The following is a 21,042-nucleotide window of genomic DNA, read 5'->3' as shown; positions in this document are numbered from 1 at the left end:
TGTGGTCATGGCCGGGGATTCGGCGGTCGACGACGACCCGGAACCGATCGTGCCGACCCGGTCACCGTACGTGGCGGGCAGGTGCGTGCGCTCTCGGCGCGGCGGCCCGGGGCGCCGGAAGCGGTACGGGCTCGATCCCGGCGGCAGTCACCAGCCACCGAGCCGCCGGACGCCGGGCCGCCGCGGGAAGCGGGCGCGCCTGGGCGGCCGTTCCGAGTGACGCAGATCACCGTCTTGTTCTGGCGGTGCTCACGCATCGCGATTCCTGACACTCTGTCGGCGCGCGAACAGCAGACACAGGGGGAGAACGTATCGTGACCAATCGACACATACAGCGGATCTCACTTCGCCGTCCACTATGTGACACTTCCAGGGAAGGCGAACCTCACCGACGTAGAGTGGCCACGGGAAACCGGTCGGTACGCCGTCGAGGACCGAGCCGCCGCCTCGAAGGAGGTCCAGTTCAGTGACCAGCCAGGTCAGCGCCCAGGCCGAGCAGGCCGAAGGGGCAGTTGTCGGGGAGCAGCGCAGTACCGGCAAGGAAGTCAGGCGTCTCGACCGGGTCATCATCCGCTTCGCGGGTGACTCGGGCGACGGCATGCAGCTGACGGGTGACCGTTTCACCTCGGAGACTGCCTCGTTCGGCAACGACTTGTCGACGCTGCCCAACTTCCCCGCCGAGATCCGCGCCCCCGCCGGGACCCTCCCCGGTGTGTCGTCCTTCCAGCTGCACTTCGCCGACCACGACATCCTCACACCCGGTGATGCACCGAACGTCCTGGTCGCGATGAACCCGGCGGCGCTCAAGGCGAACCTGGGGGATGTGCCGCGCGGCGCCGAGATCATCGTCAACACCGACGAGTTCACCAAGCGCGCCATGGCCAAGGTCGGCTACGAGACCTCTCCGCTGGAGGACGGCTCCCTGGCGGCCTACCACGTCCACCCGGTCCCGCTGACCACGCTGACCGTCGAGGCGCTGAAGTCCTTCGAGCTGTCCCGGAAGGAGGCGGAGCGCAGCAAGAACATGTTCGCGCTCGGCCTGCTGTCCTGGATGTACCACCGGCCGACCGACGGCACCGAGACCTTCCTGCGGGCCAAGTTCGCGAAGAAGCCCCAGGTCGCGGAGGCCAACGTGACCGCCTTCCGGGCGGGTTGGAACTTCGGCGAGACGACCGAGGACTTCGCCGTCTCCTATGAAGTCGCCCCGGCCTCCCACGCGTTCCCGCCGGGGACGTACCGGAACATCTCCGGGAACCTGGCGCTCTCCTACGGCCTGATCGCCGCCTCCCAGCAGGCGGACCTCCCGCTGTTCCTCGGCTCGTATCCGATCACCCCGGCCTCCGACATCCTGCACGAGCTGTCCAAGCACAAGAACTTCGGCGTGCGGACCTTCCAGGCCGAGGACGAGATCGCCGGCATCGGCGCCGCGCTCGGCGCGGCCTTCGGCGGCTCGCTCGGGGTGACCACCACCTCAGGCCCGGGCGTTGCGCTGAAGTCCGAGACGATCGGCCTTGCGGTGTCCCTGGAGCTGCCGCTGCTGATTGTCGACATCCAGCGCGGCGGCCCGTCCACCGGCCTGCCCACCAAGACCGAACAGGCCGATCTCCTCCAGGCGATGTACGGGCGCAACGGCGAGGCGCCGGTGCCGGTCGTCGCACCCGCCACCCCGGCGGACTGCTTCGACGCAGCCCTGGAGGCGGTACGGATCGCCCTGACCTACCGCACCCCGGTCTTCCTGCTCTCCGACGGCTACCTGGCCAACGGCAGCGAGCCCTGGCGGATCCCGGACCTGGACGAACTCCCCGATCTGCGGGTGCAGTTCGCGACCGGTCCCAACCACGAGCTGGAGGACGGCAGCGAGGTCTTCTGGCCGTACAAGCGGGATCCGCACACCCTCGCCCGGCCGTGGGCGATCCCCGGCACGCCGGGCCTGGAGCACCGCATCGGCGGCATCGAGAAGCAGGACGGCACCGGCAACATCTCGTACGACCCGGCCAACCACGACCACATGGTGCGCACCCGCCAGGCCAAGGTCGACGGCATCGAGGTCCCCGACATCGCCGTCGACGACCCCGGCGGTGACGCGACGCTCCTGGTACTGGGTTGGGGTTCGACGTACGGGCCGATCACCGCGGCCGTACGGCGCATCCGGGCCGCGGGGGGCGCGGTCGCGCAGGCCCACCTGCGCCATCTCAACCCGTTCCCGCGGAATCTCGGCGAGGTGCTGGGACGTTACGAGAAGGTGGTGGTGCCCGAGATGAACCTGGGACAGCTCGCCACCCTGCTCCGGGCGACGTATTTGGTCGACGCCCGCTCCTTCACCCAGGTGCGGGGCCTGCCGTTCAAGGCCGAACAGCTTGCACAGGCCCTTAAGGAGGCCATCGATGAGTGAGGCGCTGTCGCTGGTGCCCAAGGCCGAAGCCAGACAATCCATGAAGGACTTCAAGTCCGATCAGGAAGTGCGCTGGTGCCCCGGCTGCGGTGACTACGCCGTCCTCGCCGCCGTCCAGGGCTTCATGCCCGAGCTCGGCCTGGCGAAGGAGAACATCGTCTTCGTCTCCGGCATCGGCTGCTCCTCCCGCTTCCCGTACTACATGAACACCTACGGGATGCACTCCATCCACGGGCGCGCGCCCGCGATCGCGACCGGGCTCGCCGCCTCCCGCCGAGACCTCTCGGTCTGGGTGGTCACCGGTGACGGCGACGCCCTCTCCATCGGCGGCAACCACCTCATCCACGCCCTGCGCCGCAATGTGAACCTGAAGATCCTGCTGTTCAACAACCGGATCTACGGGCTCACCAAGGGCCAGTACAGCCCGACTTCCGAAGTCGGGAAGATCACGAAGTCGACGCCGATGGGGTCGCTGGACGCGCCCTTCAACCCGGTCTCGCTGGCGCTCGGCGCGGAGGCGAGCTTCGTGGCCCGAACCGTCGACTCGGATCGCAAGCACCTCACGCAGGTGCTCCGCGAGGCCGCCGCACACCCGGGTACGGCTCTGGTGGAGATCTACCAGAACTGCAACATCTTCAACGACGGCGCCTTCGAGGTCCTCAAGGACAAGGAGAAGGCCGAGGAGGCGGTGATCCGACTGGAGCACGGGCAGCCGATCCGCTTCGGCGCCCCGTTCCGGGAGGAGCAGGGAGGGGACGGCCTCGGCTCCAAAGGTGTCGTACGGGACCCCGCGACCGGCGACCTCAAGGTGATCGACGTGACGCAGGGGGCGGCGGATTCATTGCTGGTCCACGATGCCCACGCCGCCTCGCCGACGACGGCCTTCGCCCTCTCCCGCCTCGCCGACCCGGACACGCTGCACCACACCCCGATCGGGGTCTTCCGCAGCGTCGCCCGGCCCGTCTATGAGACGCAGCTGGCCGACCAGCTCGAGGCTGCCATAGAGCAGAAGGGCAAGGGCGACCTCTCGGCGCTGCTGCACGGCAACGACACCTGGACTGTCGTGGGCTGACCACCGGCCACCGGCCCCGACGCGTCACGCGGCCCGTCCCTGACTCGGCTCAGGGACGGGCCGCGTCGTCGTTCCCCCGCCCCGGCCGACTGTCATGACCGTATGGCGATACACGCATGACAGCGAACCCGTGCGGCGCTACCGTCGAGGGGTTGCCCCACCGCACCCGGGAGAGCGCCTTGGCACCGAAGCCGCCCACGCCGCGGGCGAGGAGCGAACACCGCGCCGGGCTCGGCTACGGCTTCGCCGCCTACGGCATCTGGGGTCTCGTACCGCTGTTCTGGCCACTGCTCAAGCCAGCGACGGCCGTCGAGATCCTGGCCCACCGCATGGTGTGGTCCCTGGCCGTCGTCGGGCTCATCCTGCTCCTCATGCGCCGCTGGGCCTGGGTGTCCGAGCTGCTGCGGCAGCCGAAGCGGCTCGGGCTGGTGGCGGTCGCCGCCGTCGTGATCTCCCTCAACTGGGGTTTCTACATCTGGGGCGTCAACTCCGGGCACGTGGTCGAGACCTCGCTCGGCTACTTCATCAATCCCCTGGTCACCATCCTGTTCGGCGTGCTCCTGCTGAAGGAGCGGATGCGCCCTGCCCAGTGGGCCGCCGTCGGCATCGGCGCGACCGCCGTCGCCGTCCTGACCGTCGGCTACGGACGCCTGCCCTGGATCGCTCTCGTCCTCGCCTTCTCCTTCGCGACCTACGGCCTGGTGAAGAAGAAGATCGGGCTCGGCGGGATCGAGTCGCTGGCCGCGGAGACCGCCGTGCAGTTCCTGCCCGCACTGGGCTTCCTGCTGTTCCTGGGTGCCCGCGGTGACTCCAGCTTCGGCCGCGAGGGCATGGCGCACGCCGTGCTGCTGGCGTCCTGTGGCCTGGTCACCGCCGTACCGCTGGTCTGCTTCGGGGCGGCCGCCATCCGTATCCCGCTCAGCACGATCGGCCTGCTGCAGTACCTCGCCCCGACGTTCCAGTTCCTGCTGGGCGTCGGGTACTTCCATGAGCGGATGCCCACCGAGCGGTGGGCGGGCTTCGCCCTGGTCTGGCTTGCACTCACCCTGCTGACCTGGGACGCCCTCCGGACCGCCCATCGCGGCCGGGCAGCGCTGCGGGCCGCGGAGGCGGAGCGAACCGCCGCGAAGACCGGGGCACCGGCGGAGGCTGATCCTTCGCGCGCCTGACGCGCCGTACGGCGGCTGGGGACCGATATTCGGGAGGGCATGTCCGGTTCGTGCCCTTGACGTGACGTCAGTGCGAGCAGAGCATCATGTTCGCGTCAAATCACTGCTTCAGCTCCATGCGCCCTGCGGTCGCCCAAACCGCGGGGCGTCCTGTTCATTCCGTCTCACTTCCGTTCGGAATTCGGAGCCCCCCACATGTCATCACCAACCCCCCGCACCCGTCACCGGCTCGCCCGAAGAGCGCGAATAGGCCGGTCCGTCATCGCGACCGTCGCGGCCGGGGCCGTCGCCGGGCTCATCGCGACCGCCCCCGGAGCGGCCGCCACGCCCACCACGCTCGAGGCGCCCGACATCCCGATCGCCAACGTCAAGGCACACCTGACGGAGTTTCAGTCAATCGCCAACGCCAACGGAGGCAACCGCGCACACGGCCGCCCCGGCTACAAGGCCTCGATCGACTACATCAAAGGCAAACTGGACGCAGCCGGTTTCACCACCACGGTCCAGCAGTTCACCTACAACGGCGCGACCGGCTACAACCTGATCGCCGACTGGCCGGGCGGCGATGCGAACCAGGTGGTCTTCGCCGGAGCCCACCTCGACTCCGTCAGCTCCGGTCCCGGGATCAACGACAACGGCTCCGGTTCGGCCGGGATCCTGGAAACCGCGCTCGCCGTCTCCCGCGCGAATCTCAAGCCCGCGAAGCACCTGCGCTTCGGCTGGTGGGGCGCGGAGGAGCTGGGCCTCGTCGGCTCGAAGCACTACGTCAACAACCTCCCGTCGGCGGAGCGGTCGAAGATCTCCGGCTATCTGAACTTCGACATGATCGGCTCACCGAACCCGGGCTACTTCGTCTACGACGACGACCCGGAGATCGAGAAGGTGTTCAAGGACTGGTTCGCGGGCAAGAACGTCCCCACGGAGATCGAGACCGAGGGTGACGGCCGCTCCGACCATGCGTCCTTCAAGAACGTGGGCATCCGGGTGGGCGGGCTCTTCACCGGAGCGAGCCGTACGATGTCCTCCGCCCAGGCGCAGAAGTGGGGCGGTACCGCGGGCCAAGCCTTCGACCCCTGCTACCACCGCTCCTGCGACACCTCGTCGAACATCAGCGACACGGCCATGGATCGCAACAGCGATGCCATCGCCCACGCGATCTGGACGCTGGGCTCGGCCGGCACGACGCCCGAGCCCGACTCGGTGTTCGAGAACACCGCCGACGTCTCCATTCCGGACAACGGCGCCGCGGTGACCTCCCCGGTCGAGGTCACAGGCCGTACGGGCAACGCCCCGGCGACCCTCAAGGTGGCCGTGGACATCAAGCACACCTGGCGCGGCGACCTGGTCGTCGACCTGCTCGCGCCGGACGGGACCGCGTACCGGCTGAAGAACTCCAGCGGCTCGGACTCCGCGGACAACGTCATCACCAGCTACACGACGGACGCCTCAAGCGAAGTCGCCAACGGTACCTGGAAACTCCGCGTCCAGGACGTGGCCGCCCAGGACACCGGCCACCTCGACAGCTGGAAACTCAGCTTCTGAGCCGTGTCCGCTATGCGACTCCGTCGCGTGGCGCAACCGCCGGCACACCTAGGGCCCGGACGTCCCCGCGACGTCCGGGCCCTGTCGTGTATCGCCCGCTGCCGCCCCTCACGCCGTGATGTCGCGGGTGGTGAACCGGGCCCAGGCCGCGGATCCGAACACCGCCGCGTAGCAGACCTGCAGACCGACGTTCTTGATCAGCTCGTCCCAGTAAAACGGATCCCGCAGCAGGTCCGCGAAGCTCAGCCAGTGATGCGGGAAGAGATACGGGTGGATTGCATGCAGCTGCGGGATCGTGTCGAGGATCTGAACGGTGATCAGCAGGCCCACGGTCGTTGCCATCGCGGCGATCCCGCTGCCGGTGAGCGTGGAGACGAACAGACCGAGACTCGCGACACCGATCAGTGAGACCGCGACGGCCGCCGCGACGCCCACGGACCGGACCAGGCCCTCCGTCAGGGACACGGTGGTCCCGGAGATCAGCGTGACCTCACCGAGCGGGAACAGCAACGCACCCGCGGCCAAGGCGGAGGCGGCCACCACCAGCGTGCCGGTGACGCAGAACGTCAGCGTGCACGCGTACTTGGTCAGCAGCAGCCTGGTGCGGCCCGCGGGCGCGACCAGAAGGTAGCGCAACGTTCCGGTGGCGGCCTCGCCGGCGATCGCATCACCCGCGACGACGCCGACGGCCATCGGCAGGAAGACGGGGAGAGTCGCGGCCAGCGCAGCGAAGACCAGGAAGAGGCCGTTGTTGGTGATCTGGGCCATGAAGGCAGGCGTGCCGCCTTCGCCCCGGCCGACCGAGCCGTCGCCAGCCGTCTCGATCTTCACGGCGATGCCGATGAGGATGGGTACGGCGGCGAGAACGCCCAGCAGGACAAGGGTCCGTCCGCGGCGGAAGGTCGTCCGCAGCTCGCTCCGGAACAGCCCGAGCGTGCGGTGCGGGGGCGTCCTGCCGCCCGCTTTCCTCGCGGCGGAGGCCGTCCCGCACTCAGCCCGCGACATCGAAGCCCTCCCCGGTCAGCGCGACGAAGGCGTCCTCGAGCGAGACCCGGTCGACTCCGAAGTCACGCACCCGTACCCCGGCCCTGACCAGTGCGGCGTTGAGGTCCGCCGGATCGGGGGGCTGTGCGGCGGGCAACTCACCGGTGATCCGGCCGTCGGTGAGCGTCAGATCCAGTACGCCGTGCTCCCTGAGGACGCGCAGGGCGTCGGCCGGATCAGGGGTGGTGACGGCGAGCCGGCCGTGCCGCGTCGAGAGCTCGTCGACCGTGCCCTGGACGAGCAGGCGGCCCTCCGCCATCACCGCCGCATGCGTGCACACCTGCTCGATCTCGTCGAGGAGATGGGAGGAGAGGAAGACGGTCGTGCCGTCGGCGGCCAGTTCGCGGATGAGCAGCCGGATCTCCCGCATGCCCTGCGGGTCGAGGCCGTTGGTCGGTTCGTCGAGCACGAGCAGCCGCCGCGACCGGAGCAGGGCAGCGCCCAGGCCGAGGCGCTGCTTCATGCCGAGTGAGTACGTCCGGGTCTTCCTTCCCGCGGCTGCGGCCAGCCCCACCCGTTCGAGGGCGGCCGTGACCCTAGCGGCACGGGTACGGGGGTCTGCGGTGGGCTCGGCGGCGTCGAAACGGGCGAGGTTGTCGCGGCCGGAGAGGAAGCCGTAGAGGGCGGGCCCCTCGATGAGCGCCCCCACGTCGGGCAGCACCTCCTGCGCGGCGTACGGCATGGGGCGACCGAGGACCCGGGCGCTGCCGGAGGTGGGCGCGACCAGGCCCATGAGCATCCGGATGGTGGTGGTCTTGCCGGAGCCGTTCGGCCCAAGGAACCCGAAGACGCTGCCGCGCGGCACGGCGAGGTCAAGGGAGTCGACGACGAGTCGGCGGCCCCGGTACCGCTTGCTGAGCCGACGCGTGACGATGACGTCCTCAACGTCATCATGGCCGGACTCCGCACCGCGCCCCGCGCCGCTGTAGGCCACGGCCGGTACGGGGCCGTGACCGCGCGGCGCGACCACAGGTACGGGCGGAGCGGGCGCGGGTGCCCCGCCGGCGGGACCCGCCGGTGCGCCCGGTGCGCGGACGTCCGCCTCGGTCGCGCATCCCGGGCGCCCAGACGGCTCGGGCTTGGGCGGTGGGGGCGCCTCGGACGCCCACGCGGGCCGGGGCGGCTGCGGCTTCGCGGGGGCGTGCCGGGTGCGGGCGCGGTGCTGCGGGTCGGCGGAAGGTTCCTCCATGGTGTGTCCCCCGTCGTCGAGTGCTCTGGGGCTGGGCGGCGGTACCGCCCGGCGACCATCCTGCCCCGAGCACTCCGCCGGACCGCTCTCCCCGGCGTTTCCCGGCGTGCCTCGGCTACGTGACGGTCCCTCGGCGGCGCAGCGCGTGCCATGCCTGGCGATCACGGCCCTCCGCAGCGCCGGGCCCCACCAAGCGCTGTGCGGCGCTCGGCGGGGCCCGATCCGGTGGCTACTTCGCTGCTTCCTCCGCGGCCTTCAGCAGCGCACTCTTGTCGACCGCGCCGACGTAGATCCCGTTCTCCGTCATCAGGGCGTTGACCAGGCGCGTGCTGAACACCGTCCCCGAGCCGAAGCTGCCCGTGACCTTTTCGCCGAAGCTGTCGATGAGCCGCGCCGCCTCGGGCGACCGACCGCCCTCGCCACTGCCGGCCTTGGGCAGGGACCGGCCGGACGCCGCACCCGGGCGGTCCGCGCCCGGTGCCGCCAACCGGACGACCGAGGCCCAGCCCTCGCCGGTCACCGTCAGCCCAGACAGCCCGGCCAGGTCCGCGGACGAGGGGTCGAGCGGGAACTCGACGTCCCTGTCCGGCCTGTCGGCCGCCCTGCCCCGCCCGTCGGGCCGCTGCTGCTCTCGCTGCTCCTTCTGCTCCGTGACCTCGGCGCCCTTCGGCGGAGTGAACTCGAAAGTCCGTGCCGCGGGCTTGGCAAAGTCCACCGACGTGAACCCGGCGTCGACCACCGGCTTGCCGCCGCTCCTGGGCGCGAGCGTGACCTTCAGCGGCAGGTGCTTCTCCGCGTCGACCGCGATCCGGATCGACCCGACCGTGGTCTCCGGCTGCTTGGGCTTGATCACCAGCTGGTACGCGTCCCGGCCCGCGACGTTCGCCGTGCCGTCGACCGTCACGGACGTGGTCTCGTCCACGGCCTGCAGGGCCTGCCGGGCCAGTTGCTGAGGCGTCACGTTCGCCAGCTTCGCCTCCGGCCCCTTCGTCGGTGGCGTGGCCGCGTCCCCGCCCGCCTTCCGGTCCTCCGGTGCCGTCGCGTGGTACGCGGAGTTGGTGGCCGAGTCGTACGCCCAGATCTCGTCCCCGTTGTGGATCAGGCTGTACTCGGCGGCGTCGTCGATGACCGAGAGCCGCTGCCTGTCCGGTCCGTCAGCGGCCACCCGCAGCGTGTGCGACCCCGACGCCAGCTCCATCACCTTGGCCTGCGGATCCGCGGCCGACGATCCGTCGCCCTTGCCGCCCTTGCCATAGAGGGCGCCGCCCGGACCGGCCCCCGGCAGCGTCGGCAGACCCAGATCCGTACTGATCTTCACCGTGCCGGACAGCTGCTGCACATCCGACGCGGCGATCTTCGCGATCAGGTCCTCGGCCGTGATCTTCGGCAGGTCGGGTGCACCTGAGCCGGCGAACGCGGGGACGAGTCCGATCGTCGCCGCCGCAAGCCCCGCCACCGCGACCGGGACGGCGTACCGCACTGCCCTGCGCCGTGGCGCCGCCGCCGCTGCCTCGTCCTCGGCGTCCCAGTCGTCGGTGACACCTGTCGGTCGCTTCCCTAGCATCTGCCCTACCTCCGTGGTCAGCGGCGGTTGATCGGTGAAGCCGTGGGCACTTCGCGCACATTGTCACCCGAGCCCGCCGCGCTTATGCGTTAATCCCATCAAATCGGCCACGTCGCGGCGTCCACCGACGGGATCAACTCCGCGTACGCCTACGGGATGAGACGCGTCGTCCGGCCGACGGGGGCGTACTGCGGGTGGGGGAGGAAAACCCTTGAGGGAAACGACATCAGACGGGCCGTCAACCCGCCCGGTGGACCACCGCGTCGCACAGCTCTTCGAGCGCGGACTTCGCCGGGCACGCCGGCAGCGGCGACAGGGTCCGGCGGGCCTCTTCGGCGTAGCGCACCGTGTCCCGGCGGGCCTGCTCCAGTGCCGGATGGGCACGCAGCCTGCGCAGCGCCTCCGCGTGCCGGGAGTCGTCCGTGAGGTCGCCGTCGAGCAGCTCGCACAGCTCCCGGTCGGCGGCCTCGCCCTTCGCCGCCCGGGCGCGCAGATGGAGGACGGGCAAGGTCGGGATGCCCTCACGGAGGTCCGTGCCCGGCGTCTTGCCGGACTCATGGCTGTCGCTGGCGATGTCGAGCACGTCATCGGCGAGCTGGAAGGCGGTGCCGAGCCGCTCACCGTACTGGGTGAGGATGGACACCATGCTCTCGTCGGCGCCGGACATCATCGCGCCGAATCGGCCGGAGACGGCGATCAGCGAGCCCGTCTTGCCCGCGATGACGTCGAGGTAGTGGTCGATCGGGTCCCGGCCGTCGCGCGGCCCCGCGGTCTCCAGGATCTGTCCGGTGACGAGCCGCTCGAACGCCTCGGCCTGGATGCGGACGGCGTCCGGCCCGAGGTCGGCCAGGATGTGGGAGGCACGGGCGAACAGGAAGTCGCCGGTGAGCACCGCGACCGAGTTGTCCCAGTTCGCATTGGCGCTGGGGACCCCGCGCCGAACGTCCGCCTCGTCCATCACGTCGTCGTGATAGAGCGTGGCGAGGTGGGTCAGCTCGACGACCACGGCGGACGGGACGACCCCCGGCGCGTGCGGGTCCCCGAACTGCGCGGCGAGCATCACCAGCAGCGGGCGGAACCGCTTGCCCCCGGCCCGTACGAGATGCTGTGCGGCCTCGGTGATGAACGGGACATCGCTCTTGGTGGCCTCCAGCAGGCCCTCCTCGACTGCCGTCAACCCGGCCTGGACATCGGCTTCCAGAGCCTGGTCCCGCACGCTCAGCCCAAACGGCCCGACGACGGTCACGAGGGGTTCTCCTGTCTGCGGACGACTAGGTGGAATGTCGATGTGTCGCTGTCACCACTGGCAGCGTAACCGGTCCCCTGTGGATCACCACGGGCGCCTGCCCCACCCGGCACGCGCGGCACCGGCCACGACACGAGCTCGGTCGGCGCACGTCGAGCAGCGGGCCGCGCGGCAGGCGGCCGGCCGCTTCGCCTCGACGCGGAAGCGGCGGTTCGGCGAGCCCGTGGCGTGCCGTCAGGACGTAATCTGGCTGCCCGGCCCCGGAGCCCGCACGGCGGACAGGAAGGCGAGGCAGCGATCCATGACCGAGCAGAGCCCGCTCGATCTCCCCGAAGACCACCCCTTCGGCCTGCACAACCTCCCCTACGGGGTGTTCAGCACGCCCGACGAGCCCGACCGCCACCGGATCGGCGTGCGGTACGGCGACCACGTCCTGGACGTCCACACGGCGTCGACCGCGCTCGGCTCCCCGCACGCCGACCTCCTCGCGCACCCGACGCTGAACGCGCTGATGGCCGCGGGCCGCGCCGTCTGGCAGGCCGTACGCGCCGACATCCGGACCTGGCTCGGCTATCCGGCGATCGAGCCCTTCCTGCACCCGCTCACCGGCGTCACCCTGCACCTGCCGATCGAGGTCGCGGACTACGTCGACTTCTACGCATCCGAGCACCACGCCACGAACGTCGGCCGGATGTTCCGGCCCGACGGGGATCCGCTCACGCCCAACTGGAAGCACCTGCCCATCGGCTACCACGGCCGCGCCGGAACCGTCGTGGTCTCCGGCACCCCGGTCGTACGCCCCAGCGGCCAGCGCAAGGCCCCCGCCGACGCCGATCCCACCTTCGGGCCCACCCAGCGGCTCGACATCGAGGCCGAAGTGGGCTTCGTCGTCGGCACCCCATCGGCGCTCGGCGAGCCGGTGCCGCAGACCGCCTTCCGCGAGCACGTCTTCGGAGTCTGCCTGCTCAACGACTGGTCGGCACGGGACATCCAGGCCTGGGAGTACGTCCCGCTCGGCCCGTTCCTCGGCAAGTCCTTCGCCACGTCCATCTCCGCCTGGATCACCCCGCTCGAGGCGCTGGACGCGGCCCGTACGGCCCCTCCGGCGCGGGACCACGCGCTGCTGCCCTATCTGGACGACGGCGACCTCGAGCCCGGCGGCCTGGACCTCCGGATCTCCGTCGCGATCAACGGCCACCCGATCGCCAACCCGCCCTTCTCGGCGATGTACTGGACGGCCGCTCAGCAGCTGGCCCATATGACGGTGAACGGGGCCTCGCTCCGCACGGGCGACCTCTACGCGTCCGGCACGGTCAGCGGACCACGCGTCGAGGAGCGTGGCTGCCTGCTGGAGCTGACCTGGGCGGGCCGTGACCCGGTGGACCTCCCGGACGGCAAGCGCACCTTCCTGGAGGACGGTGACGAGGTCACCCTCACCGCCTGGGCCCCGGGGCCGGGGACCGTACGGATCGGTCTCGGCGACGTCGTCGGCCGGATCGAGCCTGCCGTCTGACGCACGACGAGCGAGGGCCGGGGGCCACCCGACCGGCGGGGCCTCCGGCCTTCGCGTATCGCGGGAGCCGGACCAGTGGGTCAACGACGCGGGATGGCCACCGCGGCGGGGACACCGGACGTCAGCGGTCGCCGATCTGAGCCAGGACCTCGCGGGGACGGTTGGTGATCAGCGCCTCGACGCCGAGGCTGAGGCACAGCTCCACGTCCTCCGGCTCGTCCACGGTCCATACGTGCACCTGGTGACCGGCTGCGCGCAGCCGGCGCACCCGGTCGGGCCGGGCCCGTACGAGGTCGATGCCGGGGCCCGCGATGCGGACTCCTCGCGGGAGGGCCGTCGCCCGGCCCGGGAGCACGGCGCGTTCGGTGAGCAGTACGCGGGGCAGATCGGGGGCGAGCGCCCGCATTCTGCGGAGCGCGAGCCGCGAGAAGCTCATCAGCCGCACCCTCGGCGGCTGCCCCGGCCGGGTCCGGTGCAGTCCGAAGAGCCGCAGCTGCCGGACGAGTTCGCGCTCGACTCGGCCCGCCCAGCGCGTGGGGTGCTTGGTCTCGACGGCCAGACCGACCGGCCGGGGCGCGGAGGTGGCCAGGGCCAGCAGCTCATCGAAGGCAAGGATCCGGGCGGGCCCGGCGCCACCGCCCTTCCAGGAGCCGAAGTCCAGCCGGTCCAGCTCGTCCAGGGTCATGGCGGAAACGGCGCCGCGGCCACCGGACGTACGGTCCACGCGCCGGTCGTGGATGCACACCAGCCGGCCGTCGCCGGTCAGGCGGACATCGCACTCCAGCACATCCGCTCCGTCCGCGATCGCCTGCTCGTACGCGGCGAGGGTGTGCTCGGGCTGGTCGTGGGAGGCGCCCCGGTGGGCGACGACCTGGGTGATCCGGCCGGTGGGGATGACCGGTGCCCGGTCTTGGCGCTGGGTCTGTGGGAGGAGGTTCACCCGTCAGAGGGTGTCATCCGAGGGTGAACGGACAGCCAACGGCCCGCAATGCCAAGAAATGTCCTTTATGACACTTCGCACCACGGGCCGTGAGACGCCTCAGCCTGTCAGATCCGGTCGGCGGCGATCAGCAGATAGTGGAAACTGCCTTCCTTGTACGCGGCGAGGAACGGCTCCTCGATGCCGGTGGCCACCGAGGACTTCGCCCGTAGCTCCCAGTACGGGATGGTCGCGGCCGTCAGATCGACGACGTTGATCGGGACGAGGTTGTTGGCCGCCAGCGCCTTGAAGTACTCGCTTCTCGGGTGGATGTTGCAGGTGTAGTGCTCGTCGATCCGGCTCACAGCCTTGGAGCGGAGGCCCGTCACATCATTGGAGCACCCGGTGATGCAGACATAGCGGCCGCCGTACTCGAGCAGCCGGGAGAACTCCGCGAAGAGCTCGAACAAGTCCACATACATCGTGGTCTCGTTGGTCCAGATGGCTCTGCGGGAGCGGCTCGCGAGGCCGGTGTCCAGCATGTTGCGGAAGTGGAATCTGACGTGGTCGGTGACGCCCCGCTGCTCGGCCTGCTCGCCGGCGAAGCCGACCTGGTACTCCGAGATCGACACCCCGTCCACTTGGCAGCCGAAGCGCTGATGGGCCATGAAGCTGGTGCCGCCCCGGCCGGACCCGGCGTCCAGCAGGCGGCCCCCGGGGGACACCGGACCCAGGTGGTCGAGGAGCAGATCCGCCTGTGCCGTCTCGAGCCGGTGCAACTCGGCGATGATGCGCTCGTCCCGGGTGTCCTCCCGGCCGTCCAGTACGGAGGGGTCGTAGTCGCCGATCCCGTAATGGTGGTGGTAAAGGCCGTCGACGTCGCCGAGCCGCAGGTTGACCGGATCCTGCTGGTTAGTGTTCCAGTACTCCGCGACGGACTTCTGATACGCGGTGCGCAGGACGGTGGTAGGGGCGGATGTGGTGGCGGTCATGGTGGGGGGAACTCCTTGTGTTCGTAACGGGATCAGCAGACGTCGATTACGCGGTGCTGTAGCGGGCGCTGCCGGCGTGCCATTCGCGGTTGCCGCCCACCCAGGCCCACGTTCCGGCCAGGAAGCGGCGCAGCTCGGGGGAGCCGGTGAGGGCGAGGGCGGATGCCTCGGCCTCGTAGGTGTGCATCAGCTCGTCGTGGATCATGACGCTGCGCTCGACCGCTTCCTGCATCGAGCACTGCTCCTCGGCCGCGATCAGCATGGGCAGGCTGAAGTCCGAGGGACCTTCCTTGCCCATCGAGTACAGATCGTTCATGAGCACGGTCGCGGTGCCGGCCAGGTTGAACGCGCGGCGCACCCGTGGGTGGGCGAACTCGGCCTGCGGGACCTCGTAGCCGGCGACGGCGTCGACCAGCACCATGCACGGGACGAAGCTGTTCTCGTGCCGGTGCATCAGGTACTCCCAGACCGGCGGTGTGTGCCCGGCCGTATGCCAGACCGCCTCCTGGTTGTAGGCCACGAACATGATGGCCAGCTCATGGCGGAGCCGGCGCACCTGGGTCGTCGTGGCGTACCTGCCGAGGTTCTGCAGAGCGGAGCGGATGGCGACCATCACGGGGTCCTTCCGCACCACCTGCTCCAGCTGCGGCGCGTAACGCAGCGGGAGCTGGGCCTGGTCGATCACCGAATGGGCGATCGCCAGCCGCTGACCGAGCAGTTCGTGGTGGGCTTCCTCCACTTCGCCGTCGACATAGTGGTCGTCGACCGCCCACTCGGACAGCCCGCACTTCGCCGCGGCCAGCAACCGGTCGGGGTCGTCCGTCTCGGGATGGGCGAGCATCATGAGGCGTCCGAAGTTGGCCGAGCGGACCTTGTCGAGCTGACCGGGGTAGATCCCGACCTCCTCGGCCCACTCGACCAGCCGCTCGTTGACCACCTCGCCGAGGGCGGGGTCGTCGCGGACGGCGGGCGGACAGTACAGAACCAGCCCCGACGTATCGGAACTGCGCGACGACGCAGCACCCTCGGACCGCTCGCCGCCGCCCGCGAGCCGAGCGGCGGACGTGCCGAGTCCGGCGGGGCGGGTGGGCACCCGGGACTGGGCGCCCCGGGCGACAGCGCTCGGGTCGATGGCGGACGGCGCGGGGAGTTCGACCCTGGCCGCCGACGTGCCCAGACCGGTGGGCCCGGTGGGAAGCCGGGGTACGGCCGGAGCCGGTGCGGACTGCTCCGGCACGGACGGCGGCGCGGACGTTCCCGGCACGGACGCTTCCGGCAGGGACGCTTCCGGCAGGGACAGCTGTGGCACAGACCGTTGCGCGGGCGCAGCCTTCGGGTCCGACGGTCGCTCCTCGGCCGGCCCGGGGAGATCCCTCCTTCCGGGGCGTACCGGGTCGGACAACAGGGCACCCACCAGACGCGCCACCTCGTCCGCGGCCTCAGAGGCGGACATCCGGGACAGCAATGACACCGTCTCAGCCCTCCTTCACTGGTGGCGCGGAACGCTCAGCCACGCGGACGGACCTCGACGTTCTCCAGAATCCCGATGGCGTCCGGGACGAGCACCGCGGCCGAGTAGTAGGTGCTGACGAGGTACGAGATGATGGCCTTCTCATCGATGCCCATGAACCGCACGTTGAGGCCGGGCTCGACCTCGTCGGGAATCCCCGTCTGGTAGAGGCCGATGACGCCCTCGTTGTCCTCGCCGGTGCGCATCGCGATGATCGACGACGTCTGCTGCTCGGTGACCGGGATCTTGCCGCACGGGAGGATCGGTACGCCCCGCCAGGCGGGGATGTGGTGACCGTCGACGTCGACGCTGCCGAAGTAGATGCCCCGACTGTTGCACTCCTTGCCGAAGGCGGCGATGGCGCGCGGGTGGGCGAACAGGTACTTCGTCCCGCGCCGCATGCTCAGCAGGTCGTCGAGGTCGTCCGGGGTCGGCGGGCCGGACTGGGGCTGGATGCGCTGGTCGTAGTCGGTGTTGTGGAGCAGACCGAAGTCGGGGTTGTTGACCAGCTCCCGCTCCTGGCGCTCGCGCAGCGCCTCGATGGTGAGCTTCAGCTGCTGCTCGGTCTGGTTCATGGGCTGGTTGTAGAGATCGGCGATCCGGCTGTGCACCCGCAGCACCGTCTGCGCCACGCTCAACTCGTACTCACGTGGATTGAGTTCGTAGTCCGCGAACGTGGCCGGCAGGTCCGGCTCACCGGCGTGGCCGGAGAGAAACGCGATCTCGGCCTCGCCGGACTTGTTCGTCGGCCTGCTTCCGTTGGAGCTCATCTGCTCGACGTGGGACCGCAGTCTCGCGTGCTGGCCTGCCACCGCCTTGTACGCCGTATGCGGCAGCGCCAGCACCGTGGTCGGGGTCACCGCACGAGCCGTGAACTGCCACTTGCCGTTAGGACCCTGCAGCACCTGACCACCGAAGGTGTCGCCGTCGGCCATTCGTCCCAGGACCGTCTCGTCGCCGTACTTCCCGGTGCCGACCTGCTCCACCCTGCCGTGGGCGATCAGGAAGACGTGATCCGCCTTCCTGCCCTCCTGCACGATGACCTGGCCGGGGGCGAACTCCTTCTGGACGAACTTGTCGGCCAGCGCCCCCAGCGCCATGGGGTCGTCGAACCCGTGCAGCAGGGGCAGCTCGGCAAGCTCCGCGGGAACGACCTTCACCTTGGAGCCGTTCTGGACGAACGTCACCCGCCCGTCCCCTAGGGCGTACGACAGTCGCCGGTTCACCCGGTAGGTTCCGCCGGGCACATGAACCCACGGCAGTTTTCGCAGCAACCACCGCGAACTCTTCCCCTGCATCTGCGGCTCGGACTTGGCCGTCGTCGCAAGGTTCCGCGCCGCCGCCGTGCTGAGGCTCTGCCGCTCCTGCTCCTGCACATCCGCCGCTGGGGCAGTACTCGTCTCGACCGACATCGCTTACCTCTCTCTTCGCATGATCACGATCGGTGATCAGATGCAATCGCACAGCAATCTCCGCTGCGAACAGGCACGCGGAACGGCCCGAGGCGAACCCGCGAACAGCGCGCCCCCCAAAGTGCGCTGCGCGCGCCCCCGCACGACGGGGAAACGAAGAAGCTCCCAGGTCAGCTGACCTGGGAGCTTCCTGCCCGAAGCGGCGACGAGCGCTACCGCACGAACACCCCTGCCTGGCTCGCCAGGTCGAGGAAGTACTGCGGAGCGACGCCCAACACCACCGTGACCGCGACACCCAACGCGATCGCCGTCATCGTCAGCGGGCTCGGCACCGCGACCGTCGGCCCCTCCGGCTTCGGCTCGCTGAAGAACATGAGCACGATCACCCGGATGTAGAAGAACGCCGCGATGGCGGAGGCGATGACGCCCACGATGACCAGCGCCCCGGCACCGCCCCCCGCCGCCGCCTTGAAGACCGCGAACTTCCCGGCGAATCCGGAGGTCAGCGGGATACCGGCGAAGGCCAGCAGGAAGATCGCGAAAACCGCGGCCGTCAGCGGCGACCGCCGCCCCAGCCCCGCCCACTTGGAGAGGTGGGTGGCCTCGCCCCCGGCGTCGCGCACCAGCGTGACCACCGCGAAGGCGCCCAGGGTCACGAAGGAGTACGCGGCCAGGTAGAAGAGGACCGACGAGATGCCGTCCGGGGTGGCGGCGATGACACCCGCGAGGATGAAGCCGGCGTGCGCGATCGAGGAGTACGCCAGCAGCCGCTTCACATCGGTCTGGGTGACGGCAACGACCGCACCGAACAGCATGGTGACGATCGCCACGCCCCACATCACCGGCCGCCAGTCCCAGCGCAGGCCCGGCAGCACGACGTACAGCAGCCGCAGCAGCGCACCGAACGCCGCGACCTTGGTGGCCGCGGCCATGAAGCCGGTCACCGGGGTCGGGGCGCCCTGATAGACGTCGGGCGTCCACATGTGGAAGGGCACGGCGCCGACCTTGAAGAGCAGGCCCATCAGCACCATGGCACCGCCGATCAGCAGCAGCGCGTCGTTGCCCATGGTCCCGGCGAGGGCCGGAGTGATCTCCCGCACCGTGCCGTCGACGACCTCGGCGATCCCGGCGTACGTCACCGTGCCCGCATAGCCGTAGAGCAGCGCGATGCCGAACAGCATGAAGGCGGAGGAGAAGGCGCCCAGCAGGAAGTACTTCACCGCTGCCTCCTGCGAGAGCAGCCGCTGACGGCGAGCCAGCGCGCACAGCACGTACAGCGGCAGGGAGAAGACCTCGAGGGCGACGAAGAGGGTCAGCAGGTCGTTGGCGGCGGGGAAGATCAGCATGCCGCCGACCGCGAACAGGAGGATCGGAAAGACCTCGGTCGTGGTGAACCCGGCTTTCACGGCGGCCTGTTCCGCCGTGCCGCCCGGCACGGCACCGGCCTGCGCGGCGAACGAATCGACATGCTTGCCGTGTTCCTTCGGATCGAGCCGCCGCTCGGCGAAGGTGAAGAGCGCCACCAGGGAGACGAGGAGGATCGTGCCCTGCAGGAAGAGCGCCGGGCCGTCGACCGCGATCGCGCCCATCGCGGCGATCCGCGACTTCTCCGTCGCGTAACCGCCCACCGCCAGCCCCACGACGGCCGCGAAGGCGGCTGCGAGACCGACCAGCGACAGCAACAGCTGGGCGTAGTACCGGCTGCGGCGCGGCAGGAATGCCTCCAGGAGCACGCCGATGACGGCGGCGCCGAGCACGATCAGGGTGGGGGCCAGCTGCCCGTACTCGATGTCCGGGCCCTGGATCTTCTCCGGAGCCTGGGCCGCCGTTGTCCACAGGCTGTGGACAACACTTGGGTCTGCCACGGCGATCACTTCGCGGCCTCCACGTCTCGTACCGGAACATCAGGCTTGGGGTCCGTCTTCTGGACGTCCGAGAGGGTGTAGTCCACCGCCGGGTTCACGAGGTCGGTGACCGGCTTCGGGAAGACCCCCAGGAAGATCAACAGGGCGACCAGCGGGGCGACGACCACGAGCTCCCGGACCTTGAGATCGGGCATGCCCCGCACCTCGGCCTTCACCGGGCCGGTCATCGTGCGCTGGTAGAGCACCAGGACGTAGAGCGCGGCCAGCACGATGCCGAAGGTCGCGATGACAGCGAGCGCCGGATAGCGGCTGAACGTGCCGACCAGCACCAGGAATTCACTGATGAAGGGCGCGAGGCCGGGCAGCGAGAGCGTGGCGAGACCACCGACGAGGAAGGTGCCCGCGAGGACCGGCGCGACCTTCTGCACCCCGCCGTAGTCGGCGATGAGCCGCGATCCCCGTCGCGAGATCAGGAAGCCGGCCACCAGCATCAGGGCTGCAGTGGAGATCCCGTGGTTGACCATGTAGAGCGTGGCCCCACTCTGCCCCTGGCTGGTCATCGCGAAGATGCCCAGGATGATGAAGCCGAAATGGGAGATCGAGGCGTACGCGATCAGCCGCTTGATGTCTCGCTGGCCGACCGCGAGCAGTGCTCCGTAGACGATGCTGATGACGGCCAGCACCAGGATCGCGGGCGTGGCCCACTTCGACGCCTCCGGGAAGAGCTGGAGACAGAAGCGGAGCATCGCGAAGGTGCCGACCTTGTCGACGACCGCGGTGATCAGTACGGCGATGGGTGCAGTGGACTCGCCCATCGCGTTCGGCAGCCAGGTGTGCAGCGGCCAGAGCGGCGCCTTCACCGCGAAGGCGAAGAAGAAGCCGAGGAACAGGGCGCGTTCGGTGACCGTCGCCATGTCGAGCTCTCCGCCGGCCCGGGCCTCGACGATCCCCTGGAGGGAGAACGTGCCGGTGCCGAGGTCGTCGGCGGTGACCGCGAAGAGCCCGATGACGGCGGCCAGCATGATCAGACCGCCCGCGAGGTTGTAGAGCAGGAACTTCACCGCGGCGTACGACCGCTGCCGGCTCGCTTCCTCCTCACCATGCGGGTGTGCCCGGTCCCCGAAGCCCCCGATGAGGAAGTACATCGGGATCAGCATGGCTTCGAAGAAGATGTAGAAGAGGAAGACGTCGGTGGCCTCGAAGGAGATGATCACCATCGCCTCGACCATCAGGACCAGCGCGAAGAAGCCCTGGGTGGGCCGCCACTTGCGGCTCACCTTCTCCTCGAGGGGGTCGGCGTCGTGCCAGCCGGCCAGGATCACGAAGGGGATGAGGAGCGCGGTCAGCCCGATGAGCGCCACCGCGATGCCGTCCACGCCCAGCGAGTACCGGACCCCGAAGTCCTCGATCCAGGCATGCGACTCGGTGAGCTGGTAGCGGGCGCCACCGGGGTCGAAGCGTACGAGCACGACCGCCGCCAGCACGAGCGTGGCGAGGGAGGCCAGCAGCGCGACCCACTTGGCGGCGGTGCGGCGCGCGGCGGGGACGGCGGCAGTGGCGATCGCGCCGAGCGCCGGCACCGCCGCCGTTACCGTGAGCAGGGGAAATGACAT

Annotated in this window: 15 protein-coding genes; 5 read left to right on the top strand and 10 right to left on the bottom strand. The window is 69.9% G+C overall.

The features are described 5' to 3' along the window. The first annotated feature begins 466 nt into the window (after nucleotides 1-466). The 4 genes from ACTWQI_RS23585 (at nucleotide 467) to ACTWQI_RS23570 (ending at nucleotide 6,175) form a co-directional block, all read left to right on the top strand. The gene (locus tag ACTWQI_RS23585; protein ID WP_443273481.1) at nucleotides 467-2,392 is read left to right on the top strand and encodes a 2-oxoacid:acceptor oxidoreductase subunit alpha; all 1,926 of its coding nucleotides are present in this window, start codon (nucleotides 467-469) and stop codon (nucleotides 2,390-2,392) included. Next, nucleotides 2,385-3,464, top strand: coding sequence for a 2-oxoacid:ferredoxin oxidoreductase subunit beta (locus tag ACTWQI_RS23580; protein ID WP_443273479.1), 1,080 nt, complete (start codon nucleotides 2,385-2,387; stop codon nucleotides 3,462-3,464). The genes ACTWQI_RS23585 and ACTWQI_RS23580 overlap by 8 nt, the downstream gene beginning before the upstream one ends. Nucleotides 3,465-3,643: 179 nt before the next feature. Next, nucleotides 3,644-4,633, top strand: a complete 990-nt coding sequence (gene rarD, locus ACTWQI_RS23575) for an EamA family transporter RarD (protein ID WP_443273521.1) — start codon at nucleotides 3,644-3,646, stop codon at nucleotides 4,631-4,633. Nucleotides 4,634-4,828: 195 nt separating this feature from the next. Beyond that, entirely contained in the window at nucleotides 4,829-6,175 is a 1,347-nt protein-coding gene (locus ACTWQI_RS23570; RefSeq protein ID WP_443273477.1) for a M28 family metallopeptidase, read from the top strand. A 108-nt stretch (nucleotides 6,176-6,283) separates the two neighbouring features. On the opposite strand, the gene ACTWQI_RS23565 is transcribed toward ACTWQI_RS23570, so the two are convergent. From ACTWQI_RS23565 to ACTWQI_RS23550, 4 genes are all read right to left on the bottom strand, one after another. After that, entirely contained in the window at nucleotides 6,284-7,180 is an 897-nt protein-coding gene (locus ACTWQI_RS23565; RefSeq protein WP_443273475.1) for an ABC transporter permease, read from the bottom strand. Beyond that, nucleotides 7,167-8,153 carry an ABC transporter ATP-binding protein gene (locus tag ACTWQI_RS23560; protein ID WP_443273519.1) on the bottom strand — a complete coding sequence of 329 codons (987 nt, stop codon included), beginning with the start codon at nucleotides 8,151-8,153 and terminating at the stop codon, nucleotides 7,167-7,169. Before ACTWQI_RS23560 ends, ACTWQI_RS23565 begins: the two co-directional genes overlap by 14 nt. Before the next feature lie 484 nt (nucleotides 8,154-8,637). Continuing rightward, a complete protein-coding gene (locus ACTWQI_RS23555; protein ID WP_443273473.1) occupies nucleotides 8,638-9,972 on the bottom strand; it encodes a LolA family protein in 1,335 nt (444 codons plus the stop codon). Between the two features lie 238 nt (nucleotides 9,973-10,210). Further along, the gene (locus ACTWQI_RS23550) at nucleotides 10,211-11,218 is read right to left on the bottom strand and encodes a polyprenyl synthetase family protein (protein ID WP_443273471.1); all 1,008 of its coding nucleotides are present in this window, start codon (nucleotides 11,216-11,218) and stop codon (nucleotides 10,211-10,213) included. A gap of 301 nt (nucleotides 11,219-11,519) precedes the next feature. Here ACTWQI_RS23550 and fahA point away from each other — a divergent pair, with 301 nt between their 5' ends. Continuing rightward, nucleotides 11,520-12,731, top strand: coding sequence for a fumarylacetoacetase (fahA, locus tag ACTWQI_RS23545; RefSeq protein ID WP_443273470.1), 1,212 nt, complete (start codon nucleotides 11,520-11,522; stop codon nucleotides 12,729-12,731). A gap of 121 nt (nucleotides 12,732-12,852) precedes the next feature. Here the strand turns inward: fahA and ACTWQI_RS23540 are convergent, their stop codons facing one another. From ACTWQI_RS23540 to ACTWQI_RS23515, 6 genes are all read right to left on the bottom strand, one after another. Beyond that, a complete protein-coding gene (locus ACTWQI_RS23540; RefSeq protein ID WP_443273469.1) occupies nucleotides 12,853-13,671 on the bottom strand; it encodes a glycerophosphodiester phosphodiesterase in 819 nt (272 codons plus the stop codon). A 107-nt stretch (nucleotides 13,672-13,778) separates the two neighbouring features. Continuing rightward, nucleotides 13,779-14,642 (bottom strand): geranyl diphosphate 2-C-methyltransferase, encoded by an 864-nt coding sequence (locus ACTWQI_RS23535; protein ID WP_443273467.1) that lies wholly within the window; start codon nucleotides 14,640-14,642, stop codon nucleotides 13,779-13,781. 46 nt (nucleotides 14,643-14,688) lie between these two features. Beyond that, nucleotides 14,689-16,113 carry a family 2 encapsulin nanocompartment cargo protein terpene cyclase gene (locus ACTWQI_RS23530; protein WP_443273466.1) on the bottom strand — a complete coding sequence of 475 codons (1,425 nt, stop codon included), beginning with the start codon at nucleotides 16,111-16,113 and terminating at the stop codon, nucleotides 14,689-14,691. A 35-nt stretch (nucleotides 16,114-16,148) separates the two neighbouring features. After that, nucleotides 16,149-17,564 (bottom strand): family 2B encapsulin nanocompartment shell protein, encoded by a 1,416-nt coding sequence (locus tag ACTWQI_RS23525; RefSeq protein ID WP_443273464.1) that lies wholly within the window; start codon nucleotides 17,562-17,564, stop codon nucleotides 16,149-16,151. A gap of 212 nt (nucleotides 17,565-17,776) precedes the next feature. After that, on the bottom strand, nucleotides 17,777-19,429 hold the full coding sequence (gene nuoN, locus ACTWQI_RS23520) for an NADH-quinone oxidoreductase subunit NuoN (RefSeq protein ID WP_443273517.1): 1,653 nt from the start codon (nucleotides 19,427-19,429) through the stop codon (nucleotides 17,777-17,779). 5 nt (nucleotides 19,430-19,434) lie between these two features. Next, nucleotides 19,435-21,042, bottom strand: a complete 1,608-nt coding sequence (locus tag ACTWQI_RS23515; RefSeq protein WP_443273463.1) for an NADH-quinone oxidoreductase subunit M — start codon at nucleotides 21,040-21,042, stop codon at nucleotides 19,435-19,437.

Source organism: Streptomyces sp. KR80 (assembly GCF_052245555.1).
In the GTDB taxonomy this organism is placed as follows: Bacteria; Actinomycetota; Actinomycetes; order Streptomycetales; family Streptomycetaceae; genus Streptomyces.
Note: the sequence above shows the minus strand (reverse complement) of the source record. Positions and strands in the feature narration are given on the sequence as shown.